The sequence below is a fragment of the Microvirga terrae genome (genome assembly GCF_013307435.2).
GTDB classification, from domain to species: domain Bacteria; phylum Pseudomonadota; class Alphaproteobacteria; order Rhizobiales; family Beijerinckiaceae; genus Microvirga; species Microvirga terrae.
The window spans coordinates 1,608,671-1,623,718 of record NZ_CP102845.1; the positions used below are offsets into that span (position 1 = coordinate 1,608,671).

13 protein-coding genes and 1 other RNA gene are annotated in these 15,048 nt (G+C 63.5%); 11 read left to right on the plus strand and 3 right to left on the minus strand.

Annotated features, from left to right (window positions below; all coding sequences use genetic code 11):
* Positions 1-71: 71 nt before the first annotated feature.
* Positions 72-1,490 carry a cytochrome P450 gene (locus HPT29_RS07590; RefSeq protein WP_173948336.1) on the plus strand — a complete coding sequence of 473 codons (1,419 nt, stop codon included), beginning with the start codon at positions 72-74 and terminating at the stop codon, positions 1,488-1,490.
* An 18-nt stretch (positions 1,491-1,508) separates the two neighbouring features.
* Here HPT29_RS07590 and HPT29_RS07595 read toward each other — a convergent pair whose 3' ends face one another.
* Positions 1,509-2,111 (minus strand): SspB family protein, encoded by a 603-nt coding sequence (locus HPT29_RS07595; RefSeq protein ID WP_173948337.1) that lies wholly within the window; start codon positions 2,109-2,111, stop codon positions 1,509-1,511.
* 23 nt (positions 2,112-2,134) lie between these two features.
* Positions 2,135-2,491, minus strand: a transfer-messenger RNA (tmRNA) gene (gene ssrA / locus HPT29_RS07600).
* 483 nt (positions 2,492-2,974) lie between these two features.
* On the opposite strand from ssrA, the gene HPT29_RS07605 reads away from it, so the two are divergent.
* The 10 genes from HPT29_RS07605 (at position 2,975) to HPT29_RS07650 (ending at position 12,388) form a co-directional block, all read left to right on the plus strand.
* Positions 2,975-3,769 (plus strand): thymidylate synthase, encoded by a 795-nt coding sequence (locus HPT29_RS07605; protein WP_173948338.1) that lies wholly within the window; start codon positions 2,975-2,977, stop codon positions 3,767-3,769.
* Positions 3,770-3,775: 6 nt separating this feature from the next.
* Positions 3,776-4,081: a DUF2293 domain-containing protein gene (locus HPT29_RS07610; RefSeq protein WP_173948339.1), complete on the plus strand. Its 306-nt coding sequence runs from the start codon at positions 3,776-3,778 to the stop codon at positions 4,079-4,081.
* Positions 4,082-4,118: 37 nt separating this feature from the next.
* The gene (locus HPT29_RS07615) at positions 4,119-4,601 is read left to right on the plus strand and encodes a GNAT family N-acetyltransferase (protein ID WP_173948340.1); all 483 of its coding nucleotides are present in this window, start codon (positions 4,119-4,121) and stop codon (positions 4,599-4,601) included.
* Complete coding sequence (locus HPT29_RS07620; RefSeq protein WP_173948341.1) at positions 4,598-5,110, plus strand: dihydrofolate reductase; 513 nt, start codon at positions 4,598-4,600, stop codon at positions 5,108-5,110. The genes HPT29_RS07615 and HPT29_RS07620 overlap by 4 nt, the downstream gene beginning before the upstream one ends.
* 136 nt (positions 5,111-5,246) lie before the next feature.
* A complete protein-coding gene (gene hflK / locus HPT29_RS07625) occupies positions 5,247-6,389 on the plus strand; it encodes an FtsH protease activity modulator HflK (RefSeq protein WP_173948342.1) in 1,143 nt (380 codons plus the stop codon).
* The gene (gene hflC, locus HPT29_RS07630) at positions 6,386-7,318 is read left to right on the plus strand and encodes a protease modulator HflC (RefSeq protein ID WP_173948343.1); all 933 of its coding nucleotides are present in this window, start codon (positions 6,386-6,388) and stop codon (positions 7,316-7,318) included. Before hflK ends, hflC begins: the two co-directional genes overlap by 4 nt.
* A gap of 6 nt (positions 7,319-7,324) precedes the next feature.
* Positions 7,325-7,516 carry a DUF2065 domain-containing protein gene (locus HPT29_RS07635; protein WP_173948344.1) on the plus strand — a complete coding sequence of 64 codons (192 nt, stop codon included), beginning with the start codon at positions 7,325-7,327 and terminating at the stop codon, positions 7,514-7,516.
* Between the two features lie 189 nt (positions 7,517-7,705).
* A complete protein-coding gene (locus HPT29_RS07640) occupies positions 7,706-9,220 on the plus strand; it encodes a DegQ family serine endoprotease (RefSeq protein WP_173948345.1) in 1,515 nt (504 codons plus the stop codon).
* A 180-nt stretch (positions 9,221-9,400) separates the two neighbouring features.
* A complete protein-coding gene (acs, locus tag HPT29_RS07645) occupies positions 9,401-11,344 on the plus strand; it encodes an acetate--CoA ligase (protein WP_173948346.1) in 1,944 nt (647 codons plus the stop codon).
* 222 nt (positions 11,345-11,566) lie between these two features.
* Positions 11,567-12,388 (plus strand): alpha/beta fold hydrolase, encoded by an 822-nt coding sequence (locus HPT29_RS07650; protein WP_173948347.1) that lies wholly within the window; start codon positions 11,567-11,569, stop codon positions 12,386-12,388.
* 186 nt (positions 12,389-12,574) lie between these two features.
* Here the strand turns inward: HPT29_RS07650 and HPT29_RS28610 are convergent, their stop codons facing one another.
* Positions 12,575-14,977, minus strand: coding sequence for a cadherin domain-containing protein (locus HPT29_RS28610; RefSeq protein ID WP_173948348.1), 2,403 nt, complete (start codon positions 14,975-14,977; stop codon positions 12,575-12,577).
* Between the last annotated feature and the right edge of the window lie 71 nt (positions 14,978-15,048).

A 15,048-nucleotide genomic window follows, 5' to 3' on the forward strand; every position in this document is an offset into this window, starting at 1 on the left:
GAGTTGCGTGTTCTTATCTCAATTGATGGCGCTCGCAACCGCGAACGCGCATGGAGGCCTTGTAAAATCGCATGAGCGACATCCTGGAAGCGCCCCTGTTCCGCCCGCCTCATCCGGCACCCCGCACCGAGCCGCTCGGGATGGTGGCCTTCCTGAGGGCAGTGCGCGAAAACCCTCTGAACACTTGGATGGAGGCCCATTTCGAGGAGCCGATCATCACCGGCGAGGGGGCGCTCGGCCGCATGACCGTGGTGAACGATCCCGCGGTCGTCCGGCACATCCTCCTGGACAACGCCGCCAACTACCGGAAGGACGATCTGCAGATCCGGATCCTGGCGCCCGGCCTGGGCCGAGGGCTCGTGACCGCGGAGGGCGACGAATGGCGGCTCCAGCGCCGCACCATCGCGCCGCTCTTCACACCACGCCATGTGGGCAGCTTCTTTCCCGCGATGGTCGCGGCGGCCGACCGCCTCGTGCGTCGCTGGCAGCGGCGCCCGGAGGGGCGCGTGGTCGATGCCTCCCTGGACATGACCCGCGTGACCCTGGACGTTCTGGAGCGGACGATCTTCACGCAAGGGGTACCGAAGGACCCCGATGCGCTGGGCCGCGCCATCACGCGCTACTTCAACAGCCTGGGCAAGGTCGATCCGCTCGACATCTTCGGGTTTCCCGATTGGGTGCCCCGGATCGGCCGCCTGCGGGCACGGCCGTCGATCCGGTTCTTCGAGGAGACGGTCAACGCGCTGATCGATGCGCGGAAAGCCCTGCTCGCCCGCGGCGAGCCGGCGCCCCGCGACCTGCTGACCCTGCTCCTGGAGGCGGCGGACCCCGAGACCGGCAAGGGGCTGAGCGACATCGAGGTGCGCACCAACATCGTCACCTTCATCGGTGCCGGACACGAGACCACGGCCAACGCCCTGACCTGGTCGCTCTATCTGCTGTCCCAGGACGAGCGGGCGCGGATCCGCCTCGAGCAGGAGGTCGACGCGGTTCTGCGGGAGGGACCTGTGGAGCCTCATCATCTGGACGGGCTCGTCTACACCCGGGCGGTGATCGACGAGGCCGTGCGCCTCTATCCGCCGGCGCCCTACATGAGCCGCACGGCGATCAACGACGATCGGATCGGAGACCTGGAGATCCCGGCGGGCTCGATGGTGGTGGTCGCCCCGTACGTGCTGCATCGTCATAAGACGCTCTGGGACGAGCCGGACGCCTTCCGGCCGGAACGCTTCCTGCCCGAGAACCGCAGCCGGATCGACCGCTTCGCCTATCTGCCGTTCGGCGCCGGGCCGAGGGTCTGCATCGGGGCGAGCTTCTCCCTGCAGGAGGCCGTGATCGTCCTGGCGACCATCGCGCGCTCGGTGCGGCTCGATCTGGTGGAGGGGCATGAGGTCGCGCCCGTGCAGCGGATCACCCTGAGACCGCGGGGCGGGCTGCCGATGCGCCTCACGCGGCGCGCTCCAAGGGAGGCGCCGGCAACGGCCCGATGACGCGGGGAGGTCGGACGTTCAGTTCTTCTTGCGAAACGCGTCGAGACTGACGACCTCGGCGCTGCCCGGCGCGCCGGCCTCGGGCATCTCGGCCTTGTCGTCGGTCTCGGCTTTCGCCGCAGGGGCCGCCTCGGGGGTTGGCTTCGTGTCCGCCGCAGACAGGGGCTTGCGGGGCTGCTTCAACTCGACCGGCTCGGATGAACTGCCGCGGATGGGCTGCGGCGCGGCGGGAGCCTCTTCGGTGTCGTCCTCTTCATCCTCGTCCTGGCTGTCGAACTTGAGGCCGAACTGGACCGACGGATCGAAGAAGCCCGTCAAGGCATCGAAGGGAATAAGCAGCCGCTCCGGGATGCCCGAGAAGGACAGCCCGACCTCGAAGGTATGCTCCGTGACGATGAGATCCCAGAACTGGTGCTGGAGGACGATGGTCATCTCCTGAGGGTATTTCTCACGCAGGCGGTTCGAAAGGCGAACGCCGGGGAAATCCGTCTGGAAGGAGATGTAGAAGTGATGCTCGCCCGGCAGCCCGTCCTTGGCATCGATCAAAACCTTGCGCACGACGCCCTTCAACGCGTCCTGCACCAGAAGATCGTAGCGGATCAGGTCTTTACCACCGGCCATAAGCGAGCCCTTGCAGAAACAAAAGTGGAGGCTTCTGTTGCCAGGTGCCTCCGGACCCCGCCTTACGGTGCTACCCGCAAGGGCTTTGATTCGGCTTTAGGGACCGCTTACGCAGCCACTGCAACCGGAGCATAGTTGTCGTTGGCAACTATAGATTCGGCCCGATAACGGCGGAACCATGCCGAGCGAAAGTCCACCCTTTACGCCCTCGTCGATCCTATTTCGCCCCCGCCGAAACCCAAGCTGAGCCTAGGCTTTGGTGGAGGCGCCGGGTACCGCCCCCGGGTCCGATGGGTTTATTCCGATAGCCGTTTATCGCCATAGTCGGTCTCGCGACCGACAACCCCAATATAGGTGGCGCGATCCGATTTTGAAAGAGAGGGAACGGCCGAGTCGTCCATGAAAATGTGACAGAGACACCGGCGCGGCCGCCTGTTCCCTCGTGGCGTTCACGGGGTTAACCGATTCACAGGAATGGCGAAGTCCCGACTCGGCGGCCGCGCGCTGCTGCCTTATTATGGTTAAAGCAGAGATGAGACAGGGTGATTTGCTTGCCGGCGACACCCCGTCTCTCCGGCTCTGCTGCGAGAGGTTCATAGGGGTCCAATCCTATGAACTAACCCAGATCGTCAGCTTCCAAACCTGACGCTCATATTAGAACGAGGGTGTGAGGCACCAAACCTCGCTGGGTCAGAGGTCCAAACTCTGACCTTCCTCATTTCTACATATCCTGCACCGCTAATTGCTGTCAGACAATGCAGTTGGAGAAAGCTAATTCGTAATCCACTGTGATATCTCTAACGGCGAAAAATCCGACTCGGACGAGTAATCTCCTTGCCCTATGATCGGGCGAGGAGCACCCCATGCAAGCCTATCTCGATCTCATCCGCCGCATCATGGACGAGGGCGTCCGCAAGGACGACCGGACCGGAACCGGGACGATCTCGGTCTTCGGCCACCAGATGCGCTTCGATCTCAGCCAGGGTTTTCCGCTCGTCACCACGAAGAAGCTGCATCTGCGCTCCATCGTCCACGAACTGCTGTGGTTCCTGAAGGGCGACACCAACATCCGCTATCTCAAGGAGAACGGCGTCTCGATCTGGGATGAATGGGCCGACGAGAACGGCGATCTCGGCCCCGTCTACGGCAAGCAGTGGCGCTCCTGGGCCAAGCCGGACGGCGGAACCGTCGACCAGATCCGCTGGGTGCTCGACGAGATCCGCCGCAATCCCGACAGTCGCCGCCTGATCGTCTCCGCCTGGAACCCGGCGGATCTGGACAAGATGGCGCTCGCACCCTGCCACTGCCTGTTCCAGTTCTACGTGGCGGAGGGGCGGCTCTCCTGCCAGCTCTACCAGCGTTCGGCGGACGTGTTCCTGGGCGTTCCGTTCAACATCGCGTCCTACGCGCTGCTCACGCACATGATGGCGCAGGCCACGGGCCTGCAGCCCGGCGACTTCGTCCATTCCTTCGGGGATACGCATCTCTATCTGAACCATCTGGAGCAGGCCCGCCTCCAACTCTCCCGCGAGCCGAGGCCTCTGCCGAAGCTGCGCCTCAATCCCTCGGTGCGCTCGCTCTTCGATTTCGCCTATGATGACATTGCGATCGAGGATTACGACCCGCATCCGGCCATCAAGGCGCCCGTCGCGGTCTGACGCGGCATGAGCCGCCGCGAGGCCATCGAAAGCGCGGTCCGCATCCTGGCCCCGCGCATTCCGCGGCACGAGTTCGAGGCCGTGACCGACCATGCCCTGGGCAGCCGCGGCCTGCACGGCGCCGCTCCCGAGACGGCCGCCTGGCTGTCCCTCACGGCGTATATCCGGCACAGGCTCACCGACTACGACGACCTGCTGAACGACGGCTACGATCAGGAGAGCGCCCGCTTCTTCGTCCTCGACGACATGAACGCCATTCTGGAGGAATGGGGCTCTCCGCGCCGTGTTCAGGCGGACGACGAAGCCGAATAAGCTCGACAGCAGCGATCACTTGCGACACAACAGCCGCATGAGTCTCGTCATCCGCAAGGCCGAAGAGCGCGATGCTCCGGCGATCTTCAGCTTCATCCGCGACCTTGCCGAATACGAGCGGCTGGCCCACGAGGTCGACGCGACGCAGGCGGATATCGCGAAAGCTCTGTTCGGTCCCGACCCGCGGGTCTTCGCGGAGATCGCCGAATGGGACGGGGAGCCGGCCGGCTTCGCAATCTGGTTCTACAACTTCTCGACCTTTCGTGGCCGGCACGGGATCTATCTAGAGGATCTCTTCGTCCGCCCTGCCTTCCGGTCCCGTGGTATCGGGAGCGCGCTGCTGAGGCGTCTCGCCCGCCGCTGCGTCGACGAGGGCCTGGCGCGCCTCGAATGGTGGGTCCTGGACTGGAACGAGCCGGCCCTGCGGGTCTATCGCTCCATCGGGGCCGTTCCCATGGACGAATGGACCGTGCAGCGGGTGACGGGCGATGCCTTGAGACGTCTGGCGGAGGAGCCATGACCCTTCCCCTCATCCTTGTCGTCGCGGTCGCCGAGAACGGTGTGATCGGGCGGGACAATCATCTCCTCTGGCGCATCAAGACCGATCTCGCGCGCTTCCGGAGGCTCACCATGGGCAAGCCGATGATCATGGGTCGGAAAACTTTCCAGTCCATCGGCAAGCCCCTGCCAGGGCGCGAGACGATCGTGCTGACCCGCGATCCCGGCTTCTCCGCCGACGGCGTGCACGTGGTCCACACGTGGGAGGCGGCGGTCGACAAAGGCGCCGAGCTTGCCGTCAGGATGGAAGCCGGGTCCATCGCCGTGGTCGGGGGCGCTGAGATCTATGCGCTGGCCCTGCCGCACGTGCAGAGCATATTCCTGACGAGGGTGCATGCCGCCCCGGAAGGCGACGCCCTCTTCCCCGATTTCGACCGATCACGGTTCCGCGAGACGAGGCGGGAGGATCACCAGAAGGCACCTGACGACGAGCATCCGTTTACCTTTATTGATCTCGAAAGGCGTCCCTGACCTTGTCCAAGGTTGACGAAGTGCCCTGCAATCCCCAAGTCGCAGGCTTGACAGGCGGAAGAGGCAACACCCACAACCGTCTCGAGATCTCAACGGCTGTGTCGGCAGACCAATAATAAGTGAGGAAAGGCGTCCTATGCCTTGGAGTAACCAAAGCGGCGGCGGCGGCCCCTGGGGGCAACGCGGCGGATCGGGAGGCGGCAAGAGCCCTTGGGGCTCGGGGCCGCAAGGCAATGGAACGCCCCCGGACCTGGAAGACATCCTGCGCCGCAGCCAGGATCGCCTGAAAGACTTCATCCCCGGCGGCTCCATGGGGGGCAGGGGGCTGATCATCCTCGTTCTCGGCGTGATCGCCGTTTGGCTGCTCACCGGATTCTACACGGTGCGGCCCAACGAGGTCGGCATCAACATGATCTTCGGGAAGTATACACGGACTTCCGGCGAAGGTCTGCGCTACAACTTTCCCTATCCGATCGGCCGGGTGCTCAAGCCGAACGTCACCGCCCAGCAGCGGGTCGAGGTGGGCTACCGCTCCACGCCGACCGGGCAGGGGCGCGCCCGTGACGTGATCGAGGAAAGCCTGATGCTGACCGCCGACGAGAACATCGTCGACATCGATTTCGACGCGGTCTGGCAGATCAATCCCGCCCGTCCGCAGGACTACGTCTTCAACCTTCAGAATCCCGACGGAACCATCAAGTCCGTGGCCGAGAGCGCCATGCGCGAGGTCATCGGCCGGCGCAACATCCAGGCGATCCTGACCACCGAGCAGGCCAGCGTCGCCCAGGAAGTGCGCCAGATCATGCAGGAGGCCCTCGACGCCTATGGCGCCGGCGTCCTGATCAACGTGGTCCAGCTTCAGGCCGTCCAGCCTCCGTCCGAGGTGCGCCAGGCCTTCTTCGACGTGAACGCCGCCCAGCAGGATGCGGTGCGCGTCCAGAACGAGGCCGGAGCCTTCGCCAGCCGGGTCGTTCCCGAAGCGCGAGGTGAGGCCTCCCGCACGGTGCAGCAGGCCGAGGCTTATCGTGAGCAGTCGGTCGCCGATGCGACCGGTCAGGCGGCGCGCTTCCGCCAGGTCTATGAAGAGTACCGCAAGGCTCCGGACGTCAGCCGCGAGCGCATCTTCCTCGAGACCATGGAGCGCGTCTTCGGCGGGATCGAGAAGATCATCGTCGACCAGAACGGCCAGGGCGTCGTGCCCTTCCTGCCTCTTACCCAGCAACCCCAGCGCCCGCAGCAGCAGGGCAATACCGCCACCCAGCAGGGAGCCACGCGATGAACGGTTCGACTCTTCGCACGGTCGCCCTGATCGGCCTGGTCCTCGTGGCCATCGTTCTCTACAGCGCGACCTTTATCGTGCAGCAGACCCAGTATGCCCTTGTGCTGCGCTTCGGTGCGGTCCAATCCGCCATTTCGGAGCCGGGCCTGAAGTTCAAGCTGCCGCTGGTCGACACGGTGACCTATTTCGAGAAGCGCGTGCTCGATCTCGACCTGCCGGTGCAGACCGTGCTGTCGGCCGACCGGCAGAACCTGGAGGTCGACGCCTTCACGCGCTACCGGATCGTCGACCCGCTGCGCTTCTACCAGGCCGTCGGCAACATCGCGCTGGCCAACCAGCGCCTGCAGAGCTTTACCAACTCGGCCATGCGCAACACCCTGGCGAGCGCTTCCCGGGACGCCATCGTGCGCACCGAGCGCGCGGATCTCATGAACCGCATCCAAGCGGACGTGAACCGGCAGGCGGCGAGCCTTGGCATCGAGATGATCGACGTGCGCCTCACCCGCGTCGATCTGCCCGCGGCGAACAGCCAGGCCGTCTACCAGCGCATGCGCACCGAGCGCGAACGCGAGGCGGCGGACCTGCGCGCCAACGGTCAGCAGCAGGCCCAGACCATCCGGGCCAAGGCCGAGCGCGAGGCGACGATCATCCGGGCCGAGGCCAATCAGAGGGCCGAGGAGCTGCGCGGCCAGGGTGATGCGGACCGCAACCGCATCCTGGCGGAGGCCTTCGGGCAGGATCCGGAGTTCTTCTCCTTCTACCGCTCGATGCAGGCCTATGAGGCGGGTCTGAAGTCGGGCGATACCCGGCTCGTGTTGAGCCCCGATTCCGACTTCTTCCGCTATTTCAACGACCCAGCCGGTCGACGGAACGGCGGAGGCGCCACGCAGACCGCTCCCGTGCCGGCCCAGCCGGCTCCAGCCCAATGATCCCTGATGATGGACTTGATTGCAGCCCTCGGCCTCGCTCTCGCGGTCGAGGGCATCTTGTTTGCAGCCTTTCCTGACGGCATGCGCCGGGCCATGTACGAGGCGGCCCATAGCCCGAGCGATCAGATGCGGATCGTCGGGATCATATCGGCGATCATCGGGCTCGGGGTGATCTGGCTGGTGCGGCAATTCAGCTGAACGCGCATGCTGAGGCCTCTGGGGCCGGCGAAACGATGCGTCTCGCTTCCCGTTGGGCATCGGATTGATCCCGAAAGTGGATTCCACTTTCGGGTCCGAGGCTTGAGGCCAAGCTTCCGCCGCAATATCCGCTTGAATGGCGGGGCCAAGTACCAATCTATATGGCTATTCTCCGAGAGAGGGTTTTCGATGAACACAGCCACGAATGCGCTGGCGCCTTCCACGACAGCGCTGCCCCAGCGCCCCCTGCGCCGGTTGGCCGCGTCCTGCTTCGCGGTCTTCACGATTGTCGCGACGGCCGCCATGCCGCTGCCCGCCTATGCGCGCTCGGCGCCCGAATCCTTTGCTGATCTCGCCGATGAGGTCACTCCGGCCGTGGTCAACATCTCGGCCTCGACCACGGTCGAAGCCCGCAACCGGACCTTGCCTCAGCTGCCGCCCGGAACCCCCTTCGAGGATCTCTTCGAGGAATTCTTCAACCGCCGTGGACAGGGGGGCAATGGAGAGAGCAGTCCCTCGCGGCCGCGCAGCTCGAACTCGCTCGGCTCCGGATTCGTGATCGATCCGTCGGGCATCGTGGTGACGAACAACCATGTGATCGGCGATGCCAACGATATCAGCGTGATCTTCCCGGACGGCACGCGGCTGAAGGCCGAGATCGTCGGCAAGGATTCCAAGGTGGATCTTGCCGTTCTGAAGGTGAAGTCCGACAAGCCCCTGAAGGCGGTGAAGTTCGGCGACTCGGAGTCCATCCGCGCCGGCGACTGGGTGATGGCCATCGGCAATCCCTTCGGCCTCGGCGGTTCGGTGACGGCCGGCATCGTATCGGCCCGTGGCCGCAACATCGAGTCCGGTCCTTACGACAACTACATCCAGACCGACGCCTCCATCAACAAGGGCAATTCCGGCGGCCCGCTCTTCAACATGAACGGCGAGGTCATCGGCATCAACACGGCCATTCTCTCGCCGACCGGCGGCTCGGTCGGTATCGGCTTCGCGGTGCCCGCCTCCACGGCCGTTCCGGTCATCGATCAGCTGCGCCAGTTTGGGGAGACCCGCCGCGGCTGGCTCGGCGTGCGCATCCAGAACGTGGATGATGCGACCGCTGAAGCGTTGAACCTGGGCACGGCACGCGGCGCCCTCATCGCGGGCATCGACGACAAGGGACCCGCCAAGCCGGCTGGCCTTGAGGTCGGCGACGTGATCGTTCGCTTCGACGGCAAGGAGGTCAAGGATTCCCGCGACCTGCCGCGGATCGTCGCCTCGACGCCGGTTGGCAAGGCCGTCGACGTGGCCATCGTCCGCAAGGGCCAGGAGATGACCAAGCAGGTCACCCTGGGCCGGCTCGAGGATACCGAGAAGCAGGCCAGCCTGCAGCAGCCCTCGACCGAGCCGCCGACCGCGACCCGTCAGGCGCTCGGCCTCAACATGTCCGGCATGACGGACGAGTTGCGCCGCCGGTTCAGCCTGAAGGACGACCTGAAGGGCGTGGTCATCACCCGGGTCGATCCGAACTCGAATGCGTCCGACAAGCGCATCCAGGCCGGCGAGGTCATCGTCGAGGTCAATCAGGAGCCGGTGACAAGCCCGGCCGACGTGACCAAGAAGATCGACGACCTCAAGACCCAGGGCCGCAAGTCCGCCCTGCTCCTGGTGGCGAACGCCCAGGGCGAAGTGCGCTTCGTCGCTCTGTCGATCGAATAAGACGGCTCATCCGACTTTCGAAAAGGCGGCCCTGGAGGCCGCCTTTTTCATTTTGCATGACAGATTTGTTCTTAATAAAGAACAAAACGGTTGACTAAGCGGTCTGACCGGAGCATCTGACGGCGACTTTCCGCTTGCCCCTGCTCTTGCCGGGCCAGAGTTCCAGAGACCAAGCCTCCGATGAGCCAGCCCGTCTTCCCCGTTCCCGCCGCCCTGAAGTCGACCGCCCATGTGGATGCGCAAGCATATCAGGAGCTGTACCGGCGCTCCCTCGACGATCCGGAGGGCTTCTGGCGCGAACAGGCGCAGATTCTCGACTGGGCGAAACCCTTCACGAGCGTGAAGAACACGCGTTACTCGCCCGACGAGGTCGCCATCGAGTGGTTCGCCGACGGCAGGCTGAACGCGTCCTTCAATTGTCTCGACCGCCACGCCCGTGACCGCGGCGGTGACGCCGCCATCCTGTGGGAGGGAGATACCCCGGGTGACAGCCGGACGGTCACCTGGAACGACCTGAAGCAGGAGGTCTCCCGCCTCGCTAACGCCCTGAAGGCGCTCGGGGTCAGGAAGGGTGATTTCGTCAGCGTCTACCTTCCCGTGGTGCCGGAGGCCATCGCCGCCATGCTGGCCTGCGCCCGGATCGGCGCCGTACACTCCGTGGTGTTCAGCGGGTTCTCGGCGCAGGCGCTGGCCGGACGCATCGAGGATTGCCGCTCGCGGGTTCTGATCACGGCCGACGAAGGCTTGCGTGCCGGCAAGCATGTCCCGCTCAAGAAGAATGTGGACGTGGCGCTCGAAAGCCTTCCCGTCGTCGAGCATGTACTCGTGGTGCGCCGAACCGGGTGCGAGGTTCCCATGACGGCCGGCCGCGACCGCTGGTACGATGAGGCTCTTGCCGAAGCGTCGGTGGATTCTCCCCCGGTCGAGGTCGGCGCCGAGGATCCGCTCTTCGTGCTCTATACCTCCGGCTCGACGGGCAAGCCGAAGGGCATGCTCCACACCACCGGCGGCTATCTCGTCCATGCAGCCGCGAGCTTCAGGGCGATGTTCGACTACCACCCCGGCGACGTCCACTTCTGCACGGCGGATGTGGGCTGGGTGACGGCGCATACCTACCTGATCTACGGGCCGCTCGCGAACGGCGCCACCATCGTGCTGTTCGAGGGCGTCCCGACCTGGCCGGACGCGTCTCGATGGTGGCAGATCATCGAGACCTATAAGGTCAATATCTTCTACACCGCGCCGACTGCGATCCGCTCCCTCATGCGCGACGGTGAAGGCCCAGTACGCAGGCACGACCTGTCGTCCCTGCGGATCATGGGCTCGGTGGGCGAGCCGATCAATCCGGAAGCCTGGATCTGGTACCACGAGGTCGTTGGAGGAGGGCGCTGCCCGATCATCGATACCTATTGGCAGACGGAGACCGGTGCCGTTCTCCTGTGCCCGCTGCCGGGCGCCATGGACCTGAAGCCGGGCTCGGCGGCGAAGCCCTTCTTCGGCGTACGGCCTGTGCTGCTCGCCGGCGACGGGACGATCGTCGAAGGCGAGGGGGCGGGCAATCTCTGCTTTGCCGATTCCTGGCCCGGACAGGCCCGCACAATCCTGGGCGACCGAGAACGTTTCCTGAAAACCTATTTCAGCACCTTCCCGGGCTATTACTTCACCGGCGACGGCGCCCGGCGCGATGAGGACGGCTATTACTGGATCACCGGCCGCCTGGATGATGTGATCAACGTCTCAGGCCACCGGCTCGGCACAGTCGAGGTCGAGTCCGCCCTGGCGTCTCACCCGTCCGTGGCCGAGGCCGCCGTGGTGGGCATGCCGCACGAGATCAAGGGGCAGGGCATCTTCGCCTTCGTCACTCTCAAGGACGGAGTCGCCGAAAGCGACAACCTCCGTCGCGACCTCGTCCAGGTCGTGCGCACGCGAATCGGCCCGATTGCGACACCGGACAGAATCGAATGGGCACCGCAATTGCCCAAGAACCGTTCCGGAAAGATCCTGCGCCGGATCCTCACGCGTATTGCCGCCGGCGATTACGAGAACCACGGCGATACCTCGACGGTCGCCGATCCGACCGTGGTGGCGGAGATCGTACGACGGGTACAATTGCCTAAAAGCTAAGCGGCGTCCTTCCTTGTCATAAAGGGCCCACCTTGTCAGGATAACTTATGTGAAGAATCGCCGGAGACGTTCCATCCCCCCGGCGGTCGAGTTGAGTCTTCCCGTTCCAGTTTCAGTATCCCGCATCCGGTGTGTTGCAAACGACGAGGGGCCACAGTCGCCGGCATGCTGCCGTGCGTTCTGAACGAGCACCCCAATTCGGTGGGGCGTCAGGAGCAGGCCATGAGCACGATCAAGACGAGGGACGGCACCGAAATCTTCTACAAGGACTGGGGCTCCGGACAGCCCATCGTCTTCTCGCACGGGTGGCCGCTCGATGCGGATGCCTGGGATGCGCAGATGATGTTCTTCGGCGAACGCGGCTATCGTGTCGTCGCGCATGACCGGCGTGGGCACGGGCGCTCGACCCAGACCTGGACCGGCAACGACATGGATACGTATGCGGACGATCTCGCAGCCGTCATCGAGGAGCTCAACCTGCGGGACATCATTCTGATCGGGCACTCGACCGGCGGCGGCGAGGTCACCCGTTATATCGGCCGACACGGGACCCAGCGGGTCGCCAAGATCGTGCTGGTCGGGGCTATCCCGCCCCTGATGCTGAAGACGGAGGCCAATCCGAAGGGCCTGCCGATCGAGGTCTTCGACGACATCCGCAAGAACACCTACGAGAACCGCTCGCAGTTCTTCCACGATCTCAGCCTGCCGTTCTATGGCTACAATCGCGAGGGTGCCAAGATCTCGGAGGGCATCCGCATGAACTTCTGGCTGCAGGGCATGCTGGCCGGCATCAAGCCTGCCTACGATTGCATCAAGCAATTCTCGGAAACCGACCTGACCGAGGACCTGAAGAAGTTCGATGTGCCGACGCTCATCGTCCATGGGGATGATGATCAGATCGTTCCGATCGTCGCGTCAGCGATGCTCTCGTCAAAGATCGTGTCCAATGCGACCTTGAAGGTTTATCCCGGTGGGGCCCATGGTCTGGCACAGCTCGAGGCCGACCGGTTCAACAACGACGTTCTGACTTTCATCAAGGGCTGATCCGCTCCATCGCGGCGTCGCTTCCGCGGCTCGTCGGAAACCGCCTTTCCGTTCTCCTCGGTGGAGAGGACGGGAGACGATTCCTCGTCGGGCTGCTCATAGGTGGAGCGGTTCGAATACGCAAGGATGTGAGAGCGAGCCGGCGAGGCTCGCTCTCACAAGGCACGATCCATTCCGGGAGCATGATCAGATGATCATGAAGTCCTTCGCTTTCAGGTCGAGGTCTGCCTTCAACAGGGCAATCTGAACCGCGGCCTTTGACCCGCTCCCGTCCGCATCATAGTAGAGCTTGCCGTTGTCAGCATTGTAGATGATGCGATCTGCGGCGGCATGCGCTTCCGAGCCGATCCAGAACGCGCCCTTGGACAGGATGCCTTTGGGACCGGCGGCTTTGAAGATCGTGCGCGCCAGATGGATCGTGTCGTCCTTCACCGAGAAGTCCGTGATACGATCGACGTTTCCTGCGCCGGGCTTCGTGTCGAAAACAAAGACGTCCTTTCCGGCTCCGCCCGTCAGAGTATCGGCACCCAGGCCGCCGGCGATGACATCCTTGCCTTTCCCACCGAACAGCCGGTCGTTGCCATCACCCCCACTTAGGGAGTCGTTACCGGCGCCGCCGGTCAGAATGTCGTCCCCAAGACCTCCGAAGAAGACGTCGTCACCCGCGCCGCCTACGATCGTATCGTTGCCATCGGATCCCTGCGTGGACTCGTCGTCCTCGTCCTCGACGTGAATGACGAACGACTTCACGAGGCTGAGACCGTGCGAGTCGGTCACGCGCATGGTCACGACATGAGATGCTTGGATCTCATAATCCAGCTTTGCGCCGTTCTTGACTACCAGTTCATCGCCAACGATCTCGAAGCGGCCACCGGCATCGTCAAGGAGCGAATAGGTCAGGCGTTCTCCGGCGTCTTCATCCTTGCCGATCAGAAGGCCTACGATCGTGCCGTTGTCGCTATTCTCGACAACCGTGTCGTCAGACAGAATGATGTCGATCGGAGCATGGTTGTCCGGTGGCGGCGGATTCTCGTTCACATCCTTGACGGCGATGGCGAAGGTCCGTGTGTCTGAAAGACCATGGCTGTCCGTCACGCGAACCCGCACGCTATGAGAGTGGCTCGCCTCATAGTCGAGGCGGCTGCCGTCCGCCACGACGATCACGTTGTTTTCGATCCTGAAACGGCCATCGCTGTTGTCGAGGAGTTCGTAGAAGAGGGGATCCCCGTCCGGATCATAGGCGCTCACGGTCACGACGATCGTGCCGTTCTGGGCGTTCTCCACCATCACGGATCCCATCAGATCCTCGATGATCGGGGCGTGGCTGTTCGGCGGCGTATCGGGCCTGTCGCGGACATGGATGGTAAAGATCGCTTCCTTGACGCCGCCTCGTCCGTCGCTGACCTGAACGCGGATCGGATGCTCACGGGCCGTCTCGTAGTCGAGCTTCGTTCCGTCCGCGACGACAATCCGGTTGTACTCGATCTTGAACCGGCCGTCGGCATCGTCGAGCAGGCTGAAGGTCAGTGGATCACCGTCCGGATCGACGCCATGCAGATAGCCGACGACAGCGCCCGTGGGGGCGTTTTCCAGAACCTGAACCCCGTCCAGCATCAGCATGGTCGGGGCCTGATTTTCAGGAGGTGGATTCTGATCCTCGTTCACATCGATGACGGTGATCGTAAGCCGTTCGAGCGTCATGCCTCCCCGGTGGTCCGTCGCGCGCACCCAGATGTCGTGAGCCATGGCCGTTTCGTAATCGAGCTTGGATCCGTTGAGAACGAGCAGCCGGTGACCATCGAGAGTGAACCGACCGTCCGCATCGTCGACGAGCTCCAGTTGAACGAGGTCGCCGTCCGGATCCACGACATCGATGTTGCCGACATAACTTCCGGATGGCACCTTCTCCGGAACGTAGCCGCCGATCAGGACAACCTCCGGCGCATGGTTCTGCGGCGGAGTCTCAGGCATATCCTTGACTTTGATGTCGAAGCTCCGAGTCAGCGTTCCACCACGTCCGTCAGACGCTTCAATCGTCACGATCTGAACCGGGCGTGTTTCGTAATCGAGAACGGCGCCCTCGCGCAGAAAGATCTGGTTGCCTTTCAGAACGAAAGGACTGTCCTGATTGACGATACGATAGCTGAGCTGATCCCCGTCCGGGTCGTAGCCGAGGACCTGACCGACGAAGTAACCGCCGAGCGCATTCTCCGGCACGTCCTCGGCCCACACGACGAGGTCATTCGGAGCGTGGTTCTGCGGAGGCGGCGGAGGATTTCCATTGCCGTCGAGAACCCGAATCGTGAACTCCTGCTCGACGGACCAACCATGGATATCCGTGACACGAACTTTCACCGTGTGGAAAGGATTAGTTTCGTGATCGAGCCGGCTGCCATCCTTCACCCGTAGATCGTCGCCGGTCAGATAGAAGCGTCCGCCCGCGTCGTCGATCAGCTCATAAGTGAGGGGATCGCCATCCTCATCCTTCGCTTGAACCACGCCGATGATGTAATGGTCGATCGCATGCTCGATGACGTAATCGGCGGTCAGGCGACCAATGACCGGTGCATGGTTGGTTGGATACGGCACGGCAGTGCTCCCTATGCGATAGGATCATCTGCCTATTAATGGTACTTAATTACATTAGTCAAATGGAATCT